21 protein-coding genes are annotated in these 21,246 nt (G+C 65.7%); 4 read left to right on the forward strand and 17 right to left on the reverse strand.

Annotated elements, in window-relative coordinates; genetic code table 11:
• Nucleotides 1–157 precede the first annotated feature (157 nt).
• Nucleotides 158–1,345: an acyl-CoA dehydrogenase family protein gene (locus KKR91_RS15440; RefSeq protein ID WP_210227509.1), complete on the forward strand. Its 1,188-nt coding sequence runs from the start codon at nt 158–160 to the stop codon at nt 1,343–1,345.
• A 41-nt stretch (nt 1,346–1,386) separates the two neighbouring features.
• Entirely contained in the window at nt 1,387–2,040 is a 654-nt protein-coding gene (locus KKR91_RS15445; RefSeq protein WP_210227508.1) for a nuclear transport factor 2 family protein, read from the forward strand.
• Nucleotides 2,041–2,119: 79 nt separating this feature from the next.
• On the opposite strand, the gene KKR91_RS15450 is transcribed toward KKR91_RS15445, so the two are convergent.
• The 13 genes from KKR91_RS15450 to KKR91_RS15510 form a co-directional block, all read right to left on the reverse strand.
• Entirely contained in the window at nt 2,120–3,340 is a 1,221-nt protein-coding gene (locus KKR91_RS15450) for an acetyl-CoA C-acetyltransferase (protein WP_210227507.1), read from the reverse strand.
• The gene (locus KKR91_RS15455; protein WP_210227506.1) at nt 3,337–4,914 is read right to left on the reverse strand and encodes a bifunctional 3-(3-hydroxy-phenyl)propionate/3-hydroxycinnamic acid hydroxylase; all 1,578 of its coding nucleotides are present in this window, start codon (nt 4,912–4,914) and stop codon (nt 3,337–3,339) included. The genes KKR91_RS15450 and KKR91_RS15455 overlap by 4 nt, the downstream gene beginning before the upstream one ends.
• A complete protein-coding gene (locus tag KKR91_RS15460) occupies nt 4,911–6,857 on the reverse strand; it encodes an acetoacetate--CoA ligase (RefSeq protein ID WP_210227505.1) in 1,947 nt (648 codons plus the stop codon). Before KKR91_RS15460 ends, KKR91_RS15455 begins: the two co-directional genes overlap by 4 nt.
• Nucleotides 6,858–6,862: 5 nt before the next feature.
• Nucleotides 6,863–7,714, reverse strand: coding sequence for a fumarylacetoacetate hydrolase family protein (locus KKR91_RS15465; RefSeq protein ID WP_210227503.1), 852 nt, complete (start codon nt 7,712–7,714; stop codon nt 6,863–6,865).
• 3 nt (nt 7,715–7,717) lie between these two features.
• On the reverse strand, nt 7,718–8,407 hold the full coding sequence (locus KKR91_RS15470) for a VOC family protein (RefSeq protein ID WP_210227501.1): 690 nt from the start codon (nt 8,405–8,407) through the stop codon (nt 7,718–7,720).
• Nucleotides 8,408–8,481: 74 nt separating this feature from the next.
• Nucleotides 8,482–9,006, reverse strand: coding sequence for a flavin reductase family protein (locus tag KKR91_RS15475; RefSeq protein ID WP_210227499.1), 525 nt, complete (start codon nt 9,004–9,006; stop codon nt 8,482–8,484).
• Between the two features lie 40 nt (nt 9,007–9,046).
• Nucleotides 9,047–9,703 carry a nuclear transport factor 2 family protein gene (locus KKR91_RS15480; RefSeq protein WP_210227497.1) on the reverse strand — a complete coding sequence of 219 codons (657 nt, stop codon included), beginning with the start codon at nt 9,701–9,703 and terminating at the stop codon, nt 9,047–9,049.
• Nucleotides 9,704–9,744: 41 nt separating this feature from the next.
• Nucleotides 9,745–10,932, reverse strand: a complete 1,188-nt coding sequence (locus KKR91_RS15485) for an acyl-CoA dehydrogenase family protein (protein WP_210227495.1) — start codon at nt 10,930–10,932, stop codon at nt 9,745–9,747.
• 65 nt (nt 10,933–10,997) lie between these two features.
• Nucleotides 10,998–12,368, reverse strand: coding sequence for an acyl-CoA dehydrogenase family protein (locus KKR91_RS15490; protein WP_210227493.1), 1,371 nt, complete (start codon nt 12,366–12,368; stop codon nt 10,998–11,000).
• 35 nt (nt 12,369–12,403) lie between these two features.
• The gene (locus tag KKR91_RS15495) at nt 12,404–13,015 is read right to left on the reverse strand and encodes an NADPH-dependent FMN reductase (RefSeq protein ID WP_210227491.1); all 612 of its coding nucleotides are present in this window, start codon (nt 13,013–13,015) and stop codon (nt 12,404–12,406) included.
• A 2-nt stretch (nt 13,016–13,017) separates the two neighbouring features.
• Nucleotides 13,018–13,539 (reverse strand): nuclear transport factor 2 family protein, encoded by a 522-nt coding sequence (locus KKR91_RS15500; RefSeq protein WP_210227488.1) that lies wholly within the window; start codon nt 13,537–13,539, stop codon nt 13,018–13,020.
• Nucleotides 13,540–13,864: 325 nt separating this feature from the next.
• A complete protein-coding gene (locus KKR91_RS15505) occupies nt 13,865–14,461 on the reverse strand; it encodes a TetR/AcrR family transcriptional regulator (RefSeq protein ID WP_210227487.1) in 597 nt (198 codons plus the stop codon).
• Between the two features lie 25 nt (nt 14,462–14,486).
• Entirely contained in the window at nt 14,487–15,185 is a 699-nt protein-coding gene (locus tag KKR91_RS15510) for a TetR/AcrR family transcriptional regulator (protein ID WP_210227486.1), read from the reverse strand.
• A 176-nt stretch (nt 15,186–15,361) separates the two neighbouring features.
• Here KKR91_RS15510 and KKR91_RS15515 point away from each other — a divergent pair, with 176 nt between their 5' ends.
• A complete protein-coding gene (locus tag KKR91_RS15515; RefSeq protein WP_210227485.1) occupies nt 15,362–16,693 on the forward strand; it encodes an acyl-CoA dehydrogenase family protein in 1,332 nt (443 codons plus the stop codon).
• A gap of 78 nt (nt 16,694–16,771) precedes the next feature.
• Here the strand turns inward: KKR91_RS15515 and KKR91_RS15520 are convergent, their stop codons facing one another.
• The 4 genes from KKR91_RS15520 to KKR91_RS15535 form a co-directional block, all read right to left on the reverse strand.
• Nucleotides 16,772–17,548, reverse strand: a complete 777-nt coding sequence (locus KKR91_RS15520; protein WP_210227484.1) for an ATP-binding cassette domain-containing protein — start codon at nt 17,546–17,548, stop codon at nt 16,772–16,774.
• The gene (locus tag KKR91_RS15525; RefSeq protein WP_210227483.1) at nt 17,545–18,591 is read right to left on the reverse strand and encodes an ABC transporter permease; all 1,047 of its coding nucleotides are present in this window, start codon (nt 18,589–18,591) and stop codon (nt 17,545–17,547) included. The genes KKR91_RS15520 and KKR91_RS15525 overlap by 4 nt, the downstream gene beginning before the upstream one ends.
• Nucleotides 18,592–18,593: 2 nt before the next feature.
• Nucleotides 18,594–19,565: a sugar ABC transporter substrate-binding protein gene (locus tag KKR91_RS15530; protein WP_210227482.1), complete on the reverse strand. Its 972-nt coding sequence runs from the start codon at nt 19,563–19,565 to the stop codon at nt 18,594–18,596.
• 155 nt (nt 19,566–19,720) lie between these two features.
• Nucleotides 19,721–20,206 (reverse strand): MarR family winged helix-turn-helix transcriptional regulator, encoded by a 486-nt coding sequence (locus KKR91_RS15535; protein WP_237687406.1) that lies wholly within the window; start codon nt 20,204–20,206, stop codon nt 19,721–19,723.
• A gap of 95 nt (nt 20,207–20,301) precedes the next feature.
• On the opposite strand from KKR91_RS15535, the gene KKR91_RS15540 reads away from it, so the two are divergent.
• Nucleotides 20,302–21,237 carry an SDR family oxidoreductase gene (locus tag KKR91_RS15540; protein ID WP_210227480.1) on the forward strand — a complete coding sequence of 312 codons (936 nt, stop codon included), beginning with the start codon at nt 20,302–20,304 and terminating at the stop codon, nt 21,235–21,237.
• The last annotated feature ends 9 nt before the right edge of the window (nt 21,238–21,246 follow it).

Below are 21,246 nucleotides of genomic sequence, written 5' to 3' on the forward strand. Positions count from 1 at the left end.
CCACGGGACTCACCGACCGCGGCAGAACCCGGGCAGACTCCGCGGACACGCAGGGATGCGCAGCGCCCGGTGGTTCAGTCCGGACAAAGAGTGTGCAACACTGCACTGGTACGTACAGTATAGTTCTTTCAATACGTCACCCACGAGAGGTATACCGATGTCGACGACGACAACGACCGCCCCCACAGCAAGCGAGCTCATCGCCCGCGCGGAAAAGCTGGTCCCACTGTTGCGGGAGCGTGCATCCGCGGCCGAGAACCTCCGACGCCAGCCCGATGAGACCATCGAGGATTTCAGCTCAGCCGGGTTCTTCACAGCGATGGTCCCCGCCGAACACGGTGGCTCCGCACTGGGCCTCAGCGAGTTTGCCGACCTCGTCCGCGTCCTCTCGCGGGGCGATGCCTCCGCCGGCTGGATCGCCGCATTCCTCATCTCGCACTCGACCCTTCTCTATCGCTACGGCGCGCAGGCACAGGGTGAGTTCTTCGCGGACAAGCCGTACGGACTCACCGTCGCCGCTGCGGGCCCGCCCGGAACCGCAACCCCGGTGGAGGGCGGGTATACCGTCTCCGGCACCTGGCGCTTCGGCTCCGGTGTTCTCCATGCCGAGTGGGCCGCGCTCAGTGCAATGTCACCCGATGGCCCTCTCAGCGTTGTGGTGCCCGTCAGCGAGACCGAAATCGTCGACACCTGGCACGTGCCCGGAATGAAAGCCACGGGCTCCAACGACATCAAATTGGAGGGACTCTTTGTTCCGCGCCACCGCACGGTTTCCTTCCCCGTGTACTCGTCCGAGCACAACGAGGGTGCGGCCCTGACTGAATACCCGCTCATCGGCTACCCCATGAACCGCACGCTCAACCTCATCCATTCCGCCGTCGCCATCGGCACCGCAGACGCAGCCCTCGAGCTGTTCGCAGCCGGGATCGGCAAGCGGGTCCGGATGCAGACCCGGCAGAAGCAGATCGACGAACCGATCACCCGCCAGACCTACGGCAAGGCATGGGACCTCGTACAGGTCGCTGGTCTCCAGCTGCACGACGCGCTTGCGCACACCGACCGGGTTTACGGCAGGCACTCCACCGGTCCCGCGACGCTCGCAGATCGCGCCCGCATCAATCTGGGGCTGACCGGAGCCGGGCAGAAAGCTTTCCAGGCCATCGACCTCGTGGTGCGGGCAGCCGGCGCCTCCATCTTCCGCACCGGGGACCCCCTGGAGCGGATCGTCCGCGACACGCAGGTCATGCGCAATCACGCCGCAGTCGACTTCGAGACCATGGCATCGGTCGCCGGCGGAGCGCTGCTCGGTGTTGGTATCGGCGACTACGCCGAGCCCATGTTCTAAATCGATCCGACTGCCCTCCACCAAATGAAAAGGAAGACCCTATGACCGACATTGCCGCACTCGAACGCCGGATTTCCCGGACCGAGGCCTACATCGAGATCTCGAACATCATGGGAAGGATTGAGTTCCTCCATTCCGCCTACGCGAACGAACCGATAGTGCCGTACTTCAGCACACGGTCCGACACCGTGATCGAACTCCCGTTCGGCCGCTACACCGGTTCCGACGCGGCGCAGCGCTGCTTCGTCGGCGCCCTCGACGAGGGCCTGCCGCCCCGCGACCTCAGCGGTGAGTACGTCGAGCATCTTTTGTCCACGCCCGTCATCGAGGTTGCCGATGACCTCCAAACGGCCAAGGCCGCGTGGATCACGCCGGGCGCCGAGGCGCACCACCTTGGTTGGGTCGAGGGTAATCCCCTCCACGGGTTCTGGTACTGGGGGCGCTACCACCTGGTCTTCCGCAAGGAGGATGGCGCCTGGAAGATCTGGAAGTACCGGAACTCCCTCACGTTCGTCGCCGACTACTACAAGAGCTTCACCGACGGCAGCCTCCCCCGGCCCCCGGCCCCGATCGGCAACGGCGGACCGGACAGCGCTCCGCGGTTCCAGGTCGAGTACACCCCGTCATGGGATCCCAAGGAACTCGTGCACGCGCCCGAGCCCTATGCCACGTTCGTCGATGAGGACGAGTTCTAAGCACGCAGGACCAAAGCACGCAGGAACACCGAAAAGCGGCCGGGTGAACAATTCACCCGGCCGCTTTCCGTTCTGCCGATCAGCTGAGGCGTTCCAGCACGAGTGCCATTCCCTGCCCGCCTCCCACACACAGTGTGGCCATGCCGAGCGTCTTGTCCCCGGTCGACAGGCCGTTGATCAGCGTGCCGATGAGGCGGGTGCCCGTCGCGCCGAACGGATGCCCGATGGCAATCGCCCCGCCGTGCGTGTTGAGCTGACGGTCCACGTCGATCCCGAGCTCCCTCGCAGAGGCAACGACCTGGACGGCGAATGCCTCGTTGATTTCGATAAGGTCGAGGTCAGCGATGGTCAGGCCGGAGCGGCGCAGCGCCCGCCGCGACGACTCAACGGGTCCAAGCCCCATGATCTCCGGCGACAGACCCGAGACAGCGGTCGAGACGATGCGTGCCAGTGGCTGCAGACCGTGCGCCTTCGCGTACCTCCCGGAGACGACCACTGCGGCGGATGCACCGTCATTGAGCGGGCAGGCATTACCTGCCGTGACCGTTCCGACGGGCGAGAACACGGGTTTCAGCTCGGCAAGCGCCTCCGCCGTGGTCCCCGGACGCAGCGAGTCATCCTGGTCGAAGACCGATCCGTCCGGCCGTACCACGGGCACGATCTCCCGCGCGAGGTAGCCGCTGGCCTGCGCTTCCCCCGCCAGGCGCTGCGAGCGCGCAGCAAAGGCGTCCTGCTCAGCACGGCTGACTCCGGTCAGCCGTGCAACATACTCCGCCGTGTGGCCCATTTGGATATAGGCGTCAGGCATTGCACCCTCGGCACGTGGGTCGCGCCACGGCTCCCCCGACAGCATCGCCTGCGCGGTGCGTTCCGCGGCGACGTCAAAAGCGGCGTTGCCCGCGCCGGCCGGCGGGGCCGCGTGTGATGTCGACTCGGTGCCTCCGACGAGAAACGCGTCCCCTTCGCCGGCTTTAATGGCGTGGAATGCCATCCGGGTGGTTTGGATCGAGGATGCGCAGAAGCGGTTCACTGTCGTGCCCGGCAGGGAGTCGTAGTTGAGCAGCGTCGCCACGACGCGGGCCATGTTGAACCCCTGTTCACCGTCGGGGGCCGCCGTGCCGAGCATCAGGTCGTCGACGTCGTCGATTGACAAGCCTGGTACACGGTCGATGACGCCGGCGAAGACTTGGCGGGCCAGTTCATCGCCTCGCACATCGGCCAGCCCGCCCTTGCGGGCACGGCCGATGGCCGTGCGGGCGATGGAGACGATGACGGCATCGTTGTCGGCAAGAGTGGTCATGCGGATTCCCCCAGCTGGGTTGTTTCAAGGGCGGCCATGAGGTTTATGGCGTCGTCAACGGTCTTTGCGGAGGCGAACCCGTGGAAGTCGGGACGGTAGACGACGGCCACGGCCGTGTCGAAGACCTCCCCGTACCGGCCGTCGACGTCGCTGCCGCTGTGGCGGTTGCGGGCCGCGGTATCAGGGGGCATAACCTCGATGACCTTGCATGGGAATCCGGCGGGCCTGGCCGCGCGGATACGCTCTGCATCGTCCTCGCTCACCACGCGCCCGTCGACGAAGGCCACGAACTCACCCCAGGTAATCCGGTCTGCGGCGCTCTCGCTGCCGTCGAGGCCCCGCAACCGTCCCTGCACGCCGATTCGGCCGGCGACCGGATCTGATCCGGGCGCACCGCCGGGGAAGAAGCCCGGCCCGAGGATCTCCGGCGGCATGGGAGGAAGGGCATTCCACGGGAACGGCCCGATGCTGAGGAAGTGGGTGTCGCGCGCCTCGACCTTGGCGGGATCCGTCTCGCAAATCATCCGGCCAAGTTCCAGCGACATCATCAGCGCATGCTGAACGTGGGCACCCCGTTCGCTCCCATAGGTGTCGAGCAGACCAAGCGGCGCGATCCCGCTCAACACGTGGTCAAGCTTCCACACGAGGTTCGCGACATCGCGGACCCCCGACACCATCCCCCGCCCGAAGAAGGGCGGCATCTGGTGCGCGGCATCGCCGGCGACGAACACGCGCCCGCGGCTCCATTCGGTGACGCACCGCGCGTTGAACGTATACATCGCCAGGCGCTCAAGGTCGGCGTTTTCGGGAGTGACTTCCCAGGGAGCGACAAGTTCCCAGGCGTTCTCCGTGCTGGTGAATGCCGCAGCGTCCTCCCCCGGCATCAGCATGAATTCGAAGCGGCGCCGGCCAGGACCACCGGAGACGACAGACGTGGGACGCAGCGGGTCGCAGATCTGGCCGTTCTCGGGTGTCCATGCACGCTCGGCCAACTGGAGGTCCATCACCAGCCAGTCCGAGCTGAAGTCCAGATCCGTCATTGACAGCCCGGCGAGTTCCCGCACGGCTGAGTTGGCACCGTCGCATCCCACGAGGAACTTGGCCCGGACCGTGGTCTCGCTGGCAGGTCCGTCAATGAACGCCGACACCCCCTCGGCGTCCTGGTCAAACCCGGCCAGAGCGGTTCCCCAGCGGATCTCGAGCCCTTCGGCCGCCTCCTGGTGCCTGCGCAGCGCGGCTTCGAGGTCGGGCTGGGCGAACATGGTGGACTCCGGCCAGCCCTGCGGCCCGTCGAGGGGTGCGGGGAAGGTCAGCAGGAGCTTCCGATCGGCAGTCAGCCAGTCGTAGCTCAGGGCAGGCTCGCTGAACGTGGCCTGCTCCTCCGCATCCAGGCCTACGCCGGCCAGGAAACGGTTGACGTCCGGATCATAATGGACCGCCCGTGGCAGAGAGTACGGCTCGCGGTGCTGCTCAATGGCCAACACCCGGTACCCGCGCTGTGCAAGGTAGAGCGAGGTCAGTTGCCCCACCACGCCCTGCCCCACAACAAGCACATCGACATCGTTGTCGCTCATTTGGCTTTGATTCCGTTCTCTTCGTTGAACACTCGGGCCCGCTGGACGAACCAGTCGACCGAGCCTGGGTTCTGCAGCGATCCGCGGTTTACCGCCTTGGCATCGTCATGGCCCAGGAACACCTTCTTCAAGGGCACCTCGATCCGCTTGCCGGAGTATGTGACGGGGATGCCCGGCGCTGCTTCGATCGCGTCGGGAACGTGCCGTGCCGTCGCCCGGGAGCGGATGGCGGTCCGGATCCGGGCCACCAGGTCGTCGCTGAGTCCGACGCCGTCGGCCAGTTCCACGAACAGGGGCATCCAGTACCGCCCGCCCGGCATCTCGATGCCCAGAACGACGCCGTTGCGCACCTCATCCAGGGTCTGCAGCGCGGCGTAGATCTCCGCGCTGCCCAGCCGCACGCCGTCGCGGTTGAGCGTTGCGTCGGATCTTCCGTGCACCACAACACCCCCGCGCGGGGTGCGGCTGATCCAGTCGCCGTGCGTCCAGACCGAGGGATCCGCCTCGAAGTACGCCGCGTGGTACTTGGCGCCATCCTCATCGCCCCAGAAGCGGACCGGCATCGACGGCATCGGCCCGGTGAGCACGAGCTCGCCCACTTCGTCGTCCGCCGCCTCCCGGCCGTCCTCGGCGCGGACCTGGACGGGAGTTCCGAGCGTCGGGCCCTGCAGTTCGCCGAGGTGCACGCGCTGCCAGGGGTTACCCCCGATGAAACCGCTGCAGATGTCGGTGCCGCCGGAATCACTGGACAGGTGGACATCTGCCTTGACCGCCTCGTGGACCCAGCGCCAGGTCGAGGGGGCGAGGACCGAACCGGTCGACATGATCGTACCGAGGCACGAGAGGTCGTGGCGGTCCCCCGGGCGCAGCCCGGATTTCTCCACGAGGGCAAGGTACGCGGCGCCGGTCGCGAGCATCGTCGCCCGCGTCTGGGCGGCGATGGCGAACTGCCCGTCGGCGTCCGGCCACGTGGACGCACCCGGGAAGGTGACCACCGACGCCCCGACGCTGAGCGTATTCGGAAGAGTGTTCCACACCATCCAGGAGGTATTCGCTGCGGTGAAGTACCGATCGCCCGGACCGAGGTCGAACTGCAGCCCGATCCCCTTGGCCGACTCCAGCAGCATCCCGCCGTGTCCGTGCACAATGCCCTTCGGGACGCCCGTGGTGCCCGAGGAGAAGAGAACCCACAAGGGATGGTCGAACGGGAGGCGCCGGTAGTCCGCGGGTGCATGCGGCAAGGCGTCCAGGTCGTCGAGGTACACGACGTCGGTCACTGAGGGCAGCGCGGAACCGACCGAGTCCACCAGCGGCCGGGAGTCGACCGCTCGGCCCTTGAACGTGTAGCCGGAGGAGCCCAGCAGCACGCGGGGCGTCAGCGGCGCGAGCCTGTCAACGATGGCAGGTTGGGCGAAGTCGGGCGAGCACACCGACCAGACGGCGCCGAGGGAGGCGGTCGCGAGCATCGCCGCGATCGCCTCGGGGATGTTCGGAAAGACAGCCGCGACGACGTCGCCCTGCTCCACGCCGAGGCCGCGGAGGTGGGAGGCGAGGGCAGCGACACGGTCGCGGAGACCGGCCCAGGTCCATTCGCTGCGCCCATCCTCGGACAGGCCGACGACCGCCACCTCGTCCGGCCGCGTATCCGCGTGCCGCAGGACGTTCTCGGCATAGTTCAGCCGCGCATCCGGGTACCAGACTGCGCCGGGCATGCGGCGCTCCGAAAGGGCAGGTCCCGCCAGTCCGTCGCCTATCAGACCTGCGTGCTCACGTACGAGATCCCAGAATGCCCCGGGCTCCTCAACCGACCACCGCCAAAAGGCGGGGTAGTCGTCGAGGAGCACGCCGTGGCGTTCGAGGGCGAGCTCACGCAGGGCCCACAGACGGGTGTTCCGGATGCTTTCCTCGGTTGGCGCCCAGGTAACCTCGGGCGCCTCAGACATCTGAGTCACGATGCCGCAATGAACTCGTTCGTAAACGAGCCAAAACCGTCGAGAGTGCTGGTGAGCCGATAGCCCGGCCGCATCAGGATCCCACGCGAGAGTCCCACACCCGCCGGCGTGCCCGTGAAGATGATGTCCCCGGGCAACAGCGTCACGATCTGCGAGAGCCGGTGGATGCTCTCGTCAATCGGGAAGAAGAGCTGATCCGTGTCGCCGTCCTGAAGAGTAATTGTCTCTTCGCCCGGGCGCTCCAGCACCGCGTGGAACGAGATGGAGTCCCGGTCCGGGAATTCGTCCGGTGTGACCACGTACGGTCCGAACGGTCCGAAATTCGGGAACGACTTGCCCAGCGAGAACTGAGGAACGGGGGGACGGCGCTGGATCGTGCGCTCCGAGTAATCCTGGCCGACGGCGATGCCGGCCACATGCTGCCAGGCATCGGCCTTCGGGATCTTGCGGCCTTCCTTACCGATAACCACGACAATCTCGGTTTCGTAATCGACGTCGTCGCTCGGCAGTTCGACCTGCACGTTGGGGGCTGCGAGGCTGGAGCGGAACTTCGTGAAGACGATCAGTTCATCGGGTGCCGGGATGTTCGCCTCGGCGGCGTGGTCCTTGTAGTTCACGCCGATGGCGAGCACCTGCGGAGGCCTCGGGACCGGGATGCCCAGATCCGCCGGCTCGAAGGGCACTGCCTCCGGCAGGGTCGCCTGCGCCGCCCAGGCGGCGAAGTCGCTCCAGCGCTCGTAAACGTCCATGGGGTCAGGCCCGAAACCGCCGTCGGAGGCCTTGGCGATGTCTACTGCTCCCTCCTCGGTGACGAGGCAGGCACGGCCGTTCAGGTTGGCGATGCGCATCGGTCAGGCCTCCGCTGCGTGCGGGAAGGGAACTCCGCGCAGGAGCTCGGGATTCGCCGCGATCTTCTCGGCCCAGCGGTCGGGGAACGACGGGTTGGGCACTTCGACGGCGGGACGGTACTCTCCGGCATACGCCCGGCGATGGATCTCGTCGTGGTCCATTCCCGCCTCGCGTGCGGCAACCAGCATGTCCGGGTCGAACTGCGGCCCGAGCTGGTCCTCCGCGAACTCGCGCGATGCCCACATCCATTCGCTCGACTTGCCCCAGTCATGGAAGTTGTCCACCTGGATTTCGATGCCGTTCCCGTCGGGGTCGGCGTAGTACATGGACATCGTCATGCCGTGGTCCATGTTGAAGGCGGGAAGGATTCCCTGATCCCGCAGGCGGACGTAGTTGTCCAGCCACGAGTCGAAGTCGGGGTACTCGAACGCCGTGTGGTGAATTCCGGCCGAGTGGGGTTTATCCACCGGCGGGACCGTGCCGGGGATCCGGAGAAGCGCGATGCGGTGGTTCGCCTCATCGTTGACCAGCCAGGCAGCGTTCTCCGAGTAGAAGATCGGCTGCAAGCCGCAGACTGCCTCGTAGAACTTCACCATGGGGTCGATCTCCATGGTCATGAAGGTCGCGTGGTGGAGCTTCGGGGCCCGGATAGGGCGCGGTTTCGGCGTGGTGGCGTAGACGGACTGGGACATCATTGTTCCTTTACTCGGCGGCTGCGCCGCAGCCGATTTGGTGTACTTACGACTCAGTTTTGTAGGGAAGGCCCTCAGGCCGCCGGCTCCACCGGGGTGAAGTGACCGAACCGGCGGTGCTGGTAAACGAGGCCGGCAACATCGAAGCTGTCCGCAGCACCGACGAGACCCGTCACGATCGTGTGATCGCCGGCCCGTACCAGGTCCACGACCTGGCACGCTGCCCACGACGCGATGCCGGCAATACGCGGCAATCCCTGATCCATCACCCAATTCACGCCGGCGAACCGATCGAGCCCACGCCTTGCGAAGGTCGAGGCTATCCCCGCCTGGTCGAAGGCGAGGACATTGAGACCAAACCGCCCGGACCGCGTGATCAACTCGAGCAGGTCCGAGTCGTGTTGAAGCGACACGAGGACCATCGGCGGATCGAGCGACAACGACGCGAACGCGCTGACTGTTGTCCCATGCGGGACACCGAGAGTGGTCGTCACGATGGAGACGGGCGTGGCGACGGCTCCCATAGCTGCACGGAATGCCTGCGGATCAACGGAAACTTCTGCGTGCGTATCCACCGGTGCCTCCTCATTGAGATTCATAGTCGTACTGTACGGTGTAGTGCAGATAAGCGCAATGGGTTTATTGCGGCAGCCCGGGGAACGTGTCGTACGGCTCCGGGGCGAGCGCGAGTTCCCGGGGGTCCCAGACAGGCGAGTACGGCACCTGCCCGCGGGGCGGGGCATCCGGTCCGTTCCCGCCGGCGGGCGGCAGCGGCGGAGGGCTCAACTGCGCAGCAACATCCGTGAAACTGGCGCTATAGTCCGTGATGAAGGTGGCCGAGAGCCGGAAGTGCCAGAGCCGCCAGGCATCGTCTTCACGGACAAAATCCGCCGAGTAGCGACCCCAGTACCAGAGACCGCGAAGCGGGTTCCCCTCAACCCACCCGAGGTGATGCGCCTCGGCGCCTGGCGAGATCCATGCCGCCCGGGCGGTGCGCCCGTCCCGGGCGACTTCCACCACCGGTGTCGTCAGCAGGTGCTCGGCGTATTCACCGGCCAGGTCGCGCGTGGGTGCCTTCATTGGCGGTGGCGCCCACGCCCTCCGGGCGGCATCCCGCCCGGTGAACGTACCGAACGGCATCTCGACAACCAGATCCTCCCGGTCCGCGAACAGCGGCGGAATCAGGTCGTCCCGATAGGCCGAGTGGTAGAACGCATAGCGCCCCATGAGATTTTCGATTTCGTGAACGGCCTCGAGGCGTTCCAGGCGGCGGACGACCTCTGCAAATTCGGACATCATGCCCTTTCGTAACGGAGGGGAGGGAGGGGCCGCATGGATCAGAAGAGGGGTTCCACGAAGTCGCCGAGCCCCTGCCCGAGAAGGACACCGCCGGCAACGGCGCTCATGGACATGAAGTCGGCCGATGCGTGGTTGCGAATAACCTGCACATCCCTGCAGATGCGCTCCAGGGGGTCCCCCGTGCGGAAAATAGAGGCCCCCGACGAGCGGACCACCAGGTCCACTGCGGCGAATGCCTTGGTCCCTGCGCCCGTGAGGCCCAGGTTGATCACGGCGCGATTCTCCAGACTTGCTTCCTTCGAGTGTTCAGGCCCATAGATGGCGGCCGTCATTTCGAGTGCGTCCCTCATCTGCAGCTCTGCGACGTGCAGCAGGTCCCATGCGTGGGCGTATGCCGACCGCACCAGCGGGTCGTCCACGATTCGCTGCCCCGTCTGCATGCGGACACGTTTGCCGGCATTCGTGCGGAACAGCTCCAGGGCTGCATCCGCAGTGCCCAGCGCAACGGCCGCCTGGATGACGGGCAGGATGCGGTTGACGGGGTAGGCGGCAAGCGGGTAGCCGGGGTGCAGGGCAGCAGCCCGCTCCGAGTCGGCAGAGAACAGGCCGAACTCAATGGTTCTGTAATCGGGAACGAAGAGGTCCTGCGCCATGACGTCGTTGCTGCCGGTGCCCTTCATGCCGGGAACCTGCCAGGTATCGACGATCGTCACGTCCTCGATGGGCACTGCCACTGAGAGCGGCCCAGCAGGAGAAGCAACACTGACCATCACCCATTGGGCGTGCATCACGGCGGACGCGAAGCGCCACCGGCCACTGATCAACAGGCCGCCCTCGGTTTTCACCGCCGTTCCGGGAGGGGTGGCTGCAGCCGCTGCCAGCGCGTACGTGCCGCCCTGAAAGAAGTCGGCCTGCGCCTGTGCCCCGTAACGGGCGAGCAGGAGATTGTGGGACATGAGGAACGCGCCGACCCACCCGGCCGATGCATCGCCCCGGGACAGGGTCCGGACGATGTCAACGAATTCGATGAGATCGATCTGGGAGCCACCCAAAGTGGCCGGGAGCATCGCGCTGAACAGGCCCGCCTTCTCGAAGTCGGAGATTGTTTCGTCCGGGAGGCGGCGAAGCTCCTCGGTCTCGGCAGCGCGCTCCCTCAGCAGGGGCACAAGTGCTTCGGCATTCGACAGGAGTTCAGAGGGAAGGGGGGCGGTGAGCAACTGGGGCATGACGGCGAACCTTTTCGTAATGATGGGATTTGGGCGGGAGAGAGATGTGTATCCGGAAGAAAGGCCTACGTCCGGGGCGGGGCCCCGGAGGCGGGCGGCCCCTGCGGCGGGGCCGCCGGAGAGCTGAGGGCAGCCATCATCGGGAACGGCGGGAGCCCGAACAGGTCACGGCCGTTTATCTCGGCCATTGGATCAATGCGGAAGGCACCATGCGTGGCCAGGACGTGTATGTCTCGCACCGCACGCTGGAGCGGGTTCGAGAGTACGACCGCAGACGAGCCCAGAGTGAGGAGAAGTCCGTCCACCGTGTGAAGGCACTGGTGGATCAGATGGACAAGGTCCATCGTGATCTCGGGTTCTTCAGAGGGGAGATAGTCCTCTCCCGCGAGCGCCCGCCGATCAGCCTCGTCCATGTGCCGGGCGAGGACGGCGTCCGCCGCGTTGATGACCGCACGGGCTTTGCCGGCGACCACCTGGATCGAGGCCATCTCCGACATGGTCCGGTAGGGCAGATTGAACGGGGGACGCTTCGCGGCCTGCGCCAGGAACGAGTCCAGTGCCCCCTGCGCGATCCCGATGGCCAAGGCAGCGAACGCGCCGCTGCTGCCGATCATCATCCCGAACGCTCCGTGCTTGAAACCCAACCCCGAGTAGGCGCCGCGAAGTGAATCGCTCAGACGCGGAAGGTCAGCGGTGTGGACGACGCGGTAGTCGGGGACGAAGATCTCCTCGTCCGCCCGGATGCTGTTCGAGTTCGTCGCTTGAAGCCCCATGACGTGCCAGTCGTCGACGATCGTGTACTGGTCCCTGGACAGGACCCCCATTGCGCGTCGCCGCTCGCCGCTTGCCGGGTCGTCATACTCGAAACCTACGGAACCCCAGGCAGCGTGCTTGCTGCCGCTGCCGAACGACCACTTGCCCTTCACCTGGTAGCCGCCGGCCACCTTGCGGCCGTCGCCGACCTTCGGAGCGAAGACGGTCGCGCCGAACACGAGCGGACCGACCCATTCGTCGATTCCCGCAAATACTTCGTCGCGGACCTTCGCATCGAATCCCAGGATGTTCCGGGTCGCGCTCGAAACAATAACCAACCAGGCGGCTGCCGCATCGCCCTGGCCGAGTGTCCGCACGACCTCCGCAGTGTCGCGGGCCCCGAATGCGTAGCCGCCCAACTCCGTGGGGATCGTGATTTTGAAGGCACCGACCCGGTTCACCGCTTCCAGGGTGGCAGGAGTCAGTGCGCCGAGCGCTTCCCCCTCGGCTGCCTGTTCGCGCAGCAGCGGGAGGAGCTGGACGATCTCGTCCCGCATTCGGCGGCCCTCATCACTCAGGTACGGCGATTCGGGAAACTTCGCCCCGGTGGCGGGAAGCCCGTCCGGCAGGATCGGCTCTCCGTTGGGGATACCTGCTGGCGGCATTGTGTGTGATGTTGTCATCGAGGGATCCATTCTCTTCATTGAGGCTTCCGTGATCAGGGGCGGGGTGCGGCCGGACCCGACGGCAGCGCCGGGGGCGGCGGGCCTTGGGCACGGAGCGGTCCCAGCGCATGCGTCCACCGCAGCAGTTCCGTCAGCATCGGTGCGACGGCACCCTGGGCGGAAGGCGGCGGCACGAAGTCGCCGGCCTCAAAGTTCTGCATAACAAGCGGCAGTACGACGCCGTCCGGCAGCGGCATCATGCGGACAGTCGTGACGATCTGTTTCATGACCTGGACTGCACGGAGACCTCCCGCGATGCCGCCGTAGCTGACGAAGGCGACGGGAGCATACATCCACTCGCGCCCGAGGTAGTCGAAAGCATTCAGCAGGGCGGCCGACGGCCCGTAGTTGTACTCCGGTGAAACGAAGATGAACGCGTCCGCTTCCCTGATTTTCGCGGCCCACCGCTGCGTGTGCCCATGCTCGTAGCGTCCCAGGACAGGGTGGTGGCGTTCGTCGAGGACGGGCAGTTCATACTCCGCGATGTCGACAAGCTCTACCTCGAATCTCCCATCGGCCACCGCTCGCTCGAAGGCCCACTTTGCTATGGGTCCGGCGAGGCGGCCGGGGCGAGTGCTGCCGACAATGATCTGCAGTTTGGGCATCGTCAGTCCCCCAGCGGGTTTTGGCCGGGGACCGCCTTGCGGAAGGTGCTCCAGTGCTCGGCGAGTTTGCCGTTGTGCACGCGGAACAGGGTGAGAATGTTCCATTCGTATGCCTCTCCCGCAACGACGGGATCCGGCACGACCTCGCGCATCATGAGGCAGGCGACCTCACCGTCGAGAATGACACCCACCACGGGCGGCGGAACGACGCCGGTGGCCGGGACGTGGCGGAAGTGCTCGATGAGGTTTTCGAGCCCGTTGCCGGGCGCGTTCGGATCGTGCTGGACATAGTCTTCGGCGGCGTATCTGGTCATCACCTCGACGACCTGTTCCTGCACCTTGTCGTCACGGACCATGCGGGCCATGTCGGCTTCGAATTCGATGAGCAGCCGCTTGACCGCGGTGCGCTCAGGCGAAGAATCGGCGGCGACCGCAGACTTGAACTCCTCGTTATCGAGCCAGTTCTGATAGATCGCGGGATCGCTGATCTCAGCAATCCCATTGATGATGGCGAATCCAGGCATGATGCGGGTCCTCTCTGCGGCTGTCTGCGTCGCGCCGCGAGTGGGCGACATTATCGAAACGTCAGCGTTTCGATCAGCTCGAGCGTCACACTACTGCCGCTCCACAGGGAGCGCAACCCCCGTCACCTTTCGCAGCCCGTTCCTGACGCAGGATATGGGTCTGGAGGCACGCGCAGCTCGGGCGGATGCGGACGGTGAAGGCATCGCCGGGCTCGGGGGCCCTGTGGGTTCGATGATGCCCACGGACATGCGAAAGCACGGTTGAAAAACGCACACCTCCGGCAGCATGCGCGCGTGGGCGCCGCCGGGGCGGGAGTGCGAAGTATCAGCGGTGCGAGAGCACCGGGACCAGAACCGTGTCGACGAAGCCGACCAGGTAATCGCGGTCCGGAAACGTTCCCTCAGCCAGGTGTTTGGCAAGCGGGATGGACAGGAACACATGATGGCAATAGCGCCGGACGGACGCGTCGACGGAGATTTCCTGCCTTGCGACGGCGCGGTCAATGGCCCGGTCGAGCGGGGAACCTGCAGGAGCCGAGAGCTGCTCACGCATCGTTTCCGCGAGCGCCTCATCGCGCATCGATGCGTGGGCGAGGGCCGCGAGGAGAGTCATCTCTGACTCGGCCACATGGGCGATCTGCTCCATGACGGCGACCAGGTCGCCGCGCAGCGTGCCGGTGTCAAGATCGGACGGCTCCGCCAGTTGGGAGTGTGAACGCAGGGCGGCCATAACCAGCCCCGGCTTGCCGTGCCACTGACGATAAATCGTTGCCGTGCTGCATCTGGCGCGTTTCGCCACGGCGGGCATGGCCAGGCCCTCATAACCGACCTCCTCGAGGAGGCCCAGGGTCTCGGCGAGGATCTCTGCCTCGCGGTGCGGCGAGAGCCGGCTGTGCCGCGGCCGTTCACCGGGACTATTCACCGTGGCAGCCTTTCTCCGGGCATCCTCAGCCCAGCGCCGGGCCCCAGGGGTAGTCGTAGTCGGGTTTCAGCACCAAGTCCTGCTCCCCCGCAATTGGACGCAGCCCGCGCAGGAAGACGCGCACAATGTAGCCCACATGAGCTTCGAGCAGCTCGCCGGAGACGGCGAAGTCCGAGATCAGTGCGTCGAACTCGATGCCGGAAACCGTCATCCGCAGGAGCATTGAGGCGTGTGCCTCCGGCCGGTCCACTTCGAAGCCGTGCTCGGAGCCATAGGCAACGAGCAGCTGGGCGATGATGCTGATGATGTCCGAGACATCAGGCATCGCAAGGGTAGTGATAACGGACTGAATCTCGCGCCGACGGTTGTGCTCAGCGATCAGCACGCGGAAGTAGGCGATCGCCTGCGCGCCCGTGCCAGCCTTGCTCGCCGCGACCAGCGCGTCGACCAGCCGATCCTCAGCGGACCCCTCCGCTGATCCTTCGCGCTGCCGAAGCTCGCGCAACCGCTCCCCGAGCTCCATGCTGCCGTGCTGCAGAACAGCCTTGAAGAGCTCGAGCTTGTCCGAGTAATGCGCGTAGACCGTCGTCTTGGACACTCCGGCCCGAGCAGCTACCGCATCCATGGACGTGCCGTCATACCCGTTGACCAGCAACAGTTCGACAGCAGCATCGAGCACCGCGTCGCGCTTGCTGCGCCCGCCGCTTCGTTTTGCCCGTGGCATCCGGCTCTCCTCGTATTTCCGCTCCGGCTGAAATGTTTCCGCTCCGGCTGGATTCACGCCCGCCAGGTGCCGATAATCCCCATCCTATGCGCTGGACCGACCAGTACGGAAAGTTTCGATGGACAAACTCTCAAACTGGTCCGTACAGTACAATCCAGCCGACAGACGGAGATGATATGACTGACACGATCCCCCAGCCGCCCGCCGAACTGAGCCAGGGCCTGCCCCCAGGACCTCCGCCGGAGCGCTCAAGCCCCTTGGATGCGCCGGCGTCGAGATACCTCACCGCTGAGGGGAAGCGGCTCGCGGCCGGGGTGCGCACCCTCCAGCACCGCATTCGCGAGCTCGCCCCTGAGTCTGAACGCCGGGGCCGGCTCAGCACAGAGATTGTCGAGGCCTTCACCGAACTTGGCCTCTACCGCGCCTGCGCCCCCATTGAGTACGGCGGCTACGCTCTGGGCGCTCGCGACATTGCGGAGATTGCCAGGGCGCTTGGACGAGGTGACGCCGCGGCAAGTTGGACCTTTTTTGTCGGCACCAGCCTTCGGATGGTCAGCACCTTCCCCAAGCCCTTGGTGGACGAGCTCTACAGCCGCCAGCAGGGCCACGTAGGCCCGCTGGCCGCCGGGGGGTCCACATTCGCTGCCGTGACAGGCAAGGCGACCAGGGTGGAAGGAGGGTGGAACGTCGAGGGCAAGTGGACCTATGTATCGGGAAACCATGACGCCGCCTGGCTCTTCGGCGGTGCCGCATGGGTCGACGGAAACCGCAGCGGGCATGCGCTCTTCATGATGGATCCGGCCGATATCCAGCCGCTCGATGACTGGCACGTGGCCGGCATGATGGCGTCCGACTCCAACTCCATCATCACCACCACGCCGATGTTCGTCCCCGACCACCGCTTCATCGACATGGCAGAGCTCCCGGTGCACATGGACAGCGCGGCCGGACGGTTCGCGGGCCTTGCCTACGAGGCGAAGACACGGGCATCCATGATGACCGCCACTGTATTGAACATGGCCACCCTGGCCGGAATGGCGGAGGGCGCCCTCGAGGTATTCCAGCAGCTCGCACCCAAGCGAAAGCCGTTCAGCCCGCCGTATGACACGATCGCCGAGATGGCATCGAGCCAGGTGGCAGCCGGCAAGGCAAAGGCGCTCATCGGTGTTGCGAGCGCGACCGTGCTCCAGTATGCGGACGAGATCGACCATCTGGCGGTTCGCGGCGAAGACTACACCGGGGACGAGGAAGCACAGGGCTGTACTGACCTCGCCTTCGCCGGACAGCTTGCAAAGGACGCGATCGACCTCCTGCTGCGCATCCTGGGCTCGTCGGGCATGGCGCTGTCCAGCCCGCTCCAGCGTTACTCGCGCGACGCCGGCGTCATACTCTCCCACGGCGCAATGCGCCTGGAATCGCTTGCGGAGATCAGTGGCCGACGCCTCCTGGGACAGCCCCCGTTCAAGATGTTCGCCGGCGGCCTGCAGGACAAGAGTGCGCAGAAGTAACCGGCACAACAAATACTGATGATCTCGGGTGGAGCTTTCGCTCCACCCGAGATCTCCCGGCCTCCCCCTGTGTAGAGCTCAGGACTCCAGGACGCCCTCTTGGACGGAGGCTCCCGTGATCCACCCGATGACGCTTTCCTTGTCGACTGAGCGTGTCGCGATATCTGCCACCTTGCGCCCGCGGTTGAGGACCAGGGTGCGATCGGACACGGCAAAGGCGAGGGGAAGGTTATGGGTGACTACGACGATCGAGGTGCCGCGCGCAGCGAGGGCCGTAATGAGCTCCTCGACGAGTTCGGTCTGCTCGTGGCCGAGCGCGGCCGTCGGCTCATCCATGAGGAGGATTCCCTGCTCGGGCAAGCGGGCGCTTGCGCGCGCGATGGCGATTACCTGGCGCTGTCCACCGGACAGCATCTCGACGGGACGATTCACCGGCGCCGTCCGGATTCCCAGCTCGTCGAGCTCGCGCTCCGACTCGCGCCGCATGGCCTTACGGTCGAGAAAGCCGAGCCATCCGAGAGGACCACGCATGAGCTGCTCCCGGCCCAGGGTGAGGTTCCCGGCGATATCCATCGCCTCCACCAGTGCGAGATCCTGATACACCATCTGGACCCCGGCACCGGACGCATCCCGCGGTGACTTGAACTCCACCGGGCGCCCGTGTACCAGGATCTCCCCGGAGCTGGGGCTGTGCGCACCCGACATTACCTTCAGCAGCGTCGACTTGCCGGCGCCGTTATCCCCCAAGAGCGCGACGACCTCGCCTGGACGGACGGTGAGGGACACCCGCTCCAGGGCTCGCGCATATCCGTAGTGGACAGAGATGTCCTTCAGTTCCAATGCGGCGTCACTCATCGTGTTCCTCTTTTCGCGCCGTCGTCGCCACCGGCGAGAAGGAGCTTTGACGTTGTGTTTGTCGTCCACATGTTGAGGCCGAGACCGCCGACCAGCAGCACGCCCGTCACCACCGAAGACCAGTCCGACGGCACCTTCGCCAGCAGCAGTCCGGCAGAGATCGTCGCTACCACGATCACGCCAAGGCCGACTCGGGGGAGGCTCCCCCGCCCGCCGACGAACGGCACCCCGGCAAGCGCAACAGCTGTCATCGCGGTGAAGACGGTGCCCACGCTGGCGCTCGGAACTGCGGTAGTGATGTAGGCCGCCGTCACGATCCCCCCGAGGGCTGCACACAGTCCCGAGATCGCGAAGCCGAGAATGCGGTACCAATTAACCGCTATGCCGACGCGGCGGGCGGCCTCGGCGCTGCCGCCGACGGCCAGCAGCCGCATCCCCCCGCGGGTGAACTTGAGGAACACCGTGAGGATGACGAAGAGGACCACCGCGATATACACCGGTGCGGGAATGCCGAAGTACGTCCGCGTCCCCATGAACACCAGCTGGGTAAGCCCCGAGATGTTGTAACTGCCGGCGATCAGGAGCGCTGCACCACTGAGCACGCTGAGCATGGCGATGGTAACAATGAGGGGATTGAACCCCCGAAGCACAACCAGGGCGTTGACCAGACCCACGACGAGCCCCATCAGCAAGCCGCACATGATCGCCACCCCCACCGGCAGCCCCTCCTGCAGGAGGCGCCCGGTGACGACGCCGGCCAGCGCGGCCGTGCCAGGTACCGAGAGGTCCAGCACGCCCGTCATGATCCCGACGGCAACACCCGCGGCGAAAATGCTCGCGATCGCTGCCGCGTTCAGGATCGAGATACCGGTGGGGAGGGTAAGGAAGTACGGTGCCCCCCAGAACGCGAAGACGATGACGATCGCGATGAAGAGCGCCATGAGGCCCTGGTCACGGATCAAGAGCAGTCCACGGATCTTCCACGGCAGCCGGTTGCTGGGGGATTCCAGGCTCACCGTTCTGGCAGGGGTGACGAGCGCCATATTCAGTTACCGCCCGTGGACTTCACCGGCGTCTCGATGATCCCTCCCGGAGAGGTGGGGTCGGAGATCATGCGGATGAGGTCGGTCCCGGCCTCTGCAATGGCAGAGGTGTAGTCCCAGCTGACGACCGCCGTGATGTCCCCGGCCTCCTGGGCGGCCACGGCCCCGTCACCGCCGCCTCCGGCCACGATGCAGGCCGGAGTCTTGTTGGCAGCCTTGAAGGCACCGGCCGCGCCGAGCGCGGTCTCATCGCTCGCCGCAATGATGACGTTCGCGTCAGGGTTAGCGATGAGGAGCTGCGAGACGGTGGTCTGTGCACTCGAAATATCCGCAGCCTCGCCGGTCGCGACGATGGGGACGTCCGGGGCTCCGGCTGCGAAGGATTCCTCGATGGCACCGATGACCTGCTCCGTGCCGCCGGCGGCGTCAGGCGGCATCAGGAACAGCGCCTCGCGCCCCTCGCCGTCAACGGCGCAACTCGCTGCAGTGTCGCCGATCATCGTGCCGTACTTCAGGAAGTCCGGCATATCGAACGCGATCCCTGGCTGAGGGCCGTCCAATCCGACCGACATCGGGGGACCCTCCACGACCGCGGGGATCTTCGCCCCCTGCAGGGCCGCGATGCTCTGAGCAGCGGTCTCAGGCGCCACGGGCATGATCCACGCCCCCACGATGCTTCGCGTGTCAATGGCCTGCTGGATCTGCTGGGCCTGTTTCACGGCGTCGAAGCCCGCGTCCTGGATGGTGACGGTGTAACCCTCACTCTCGAAGTACTCGGCCACGCCGTCGGCCAGCGCCGCGACGACGTCGATCTGGGAGGACGGAGTGAAGAAGGCGATTTCTCCCTTCGACTCCGCGCCGGCGGAACCGGCGGGCTTGGAAACTGCCTCGCCGGATGCGGCACATCCGGAAAGGGTCAACAGGCTTGCCGCGAGTGCGGCGCCTGCAACTGTAAAGGCGCGAGTATTCTTCATTGAAACTCCTTGGGCACGGGGGCAGCATTGCCAGCGAAAGACACCCGACGTTGTCGGTTTCTGCACTGTACCGACCAGTAGCCAATTGCGCAATACCCCCTCCCACGCCTGGCCCGGCACGGAGTGCGGACAGGCGGCGGATCACGCGGGCGGACTCAGTCGGCGCTGCTGGCGATCCTTCGCACGAGAGCGGAAAGCACCGCTTGGTCGGCGGTTGAAAGCGCCGCGAACGCGGACCCCTCGGCTATTCGGGCAGCCTCCCTGGCCCGCCCGTACAGCGCACGGCCGGCGTCAGTGGCGACGACGACGTTCACCCGGCGGTCGCCCGGATCCACCTCGCGGCGCACCCAGTTGCGAGACTCCAACCGGTCAATGATCGAGACGACCTGGCTGGGGTCCAGCTTGAAGAAGGCGGAAAGCTCTCGCTGCGTGGGGCGGGCATCCTCCGCCGCAAGTGCGAGCACCGAGTAGGACCGCACCTGCAGTCCGAACTCGGCGAGAGCAGCGTTGGCATTCAGGAGCGAGATGGCATGTGCCCGCGCCATCAAGAAGGCGAGGTCACCGGCGATCACGGTGCCCCAGAGGCGGCTGAGCTCTCTTGATGAACCCATGACCCCCGTCGGAGAAGGTGGTTTCGACATGGCACCATGCTAAAGGGTTCTGTGGCAAATCAAATGATTGACTTATTCAACTATTTAGGTTTTTATGGGAACGACTTCACGATAGGGAGAAAACCATGAGCCTCGAAGGCAAAGTCGCCATCGTTACCGGATCGGGTCGCGGCCTTGGCCTGGCCTACGCGCAGGAACTCGCCCGCCAGGGCGCATCAGTTGTCATAAACGACGTGGACAGTGCCATCGCGGCTGACGCCGTCGCCTCGATCGAGGCGACAGGCGGCAAGGCCTTCGCGGTTGTTGCCCCGGTCGGATCCACCGAGACCGCCAAACTTCTCGTCGCCGCCGCGGTGGAGAGTTTCGGCCGTCTCGACATCCTGGTCACCAATGCCGGCGTCCTGCGCGACACCGTGCTCTGGAAGATGACCGACGAGGACTTCGACCTCGTTATCAACGTGCATCTCCGCGGCACCTTCACCTGTGTGCGGGAAGCAGCCGCCTATATGCGTGAGAACAGCATCGCCGGCCGCATAATCTGCATCGGCTCCCCCACCGGACAGCGCGGCAACTTTGGCCAGACTAATTACGCGGCGGCCAAGGCCGGCATCGTGGGCATGGTGCGGACATGGGCGCTTGAGCTCAGGAAGGCCGGCATCACTGCCAACGCGGTCGTTCCCGTAGCGGCCACCGCAATGACGGCGACCGTGCCGTACTTCGCCGCTGCCGTTGCGGCGGACGAGAAGGACGAAGCCATGCCTGCGTTCTTCCGCCACGACCTCGGTTTCGGCACCGCCGCTGACGTCGCCGGCACCATCGCCTTCCTCGCCTCGGATGAGGCCGCGAACATCACCGGTCAGGTCATCGGCGTGGGCGGTGACCGCCTGCAGGTGTGGTCACACCCGGAGCCCGTCGTCACCGAGTATCAGGACGGCGGCTGGACCTACGATGCTCTTGCCGCGCGGGGACCCGGCCTCATCACCGACAATCTGCAGAGCATTGGTGAAAAGTTCCCGCCGTTGCCCGAAGAACTCCGGCCGGCCGCAGCTCCGACCGCCTAACCCCGGTTC

The sequence above is a fragment of the Arthrobacter jiangjiafuii genome, from assembly GCF_018622995.1.
GTDB classification, from domain to species: Bacteria; Actinomycetota; Actinomycetes; order Actinomycetales; family Micrococcaceae; genus Arthrobacter_B; species Arthrobacter_B jiangjiafuii.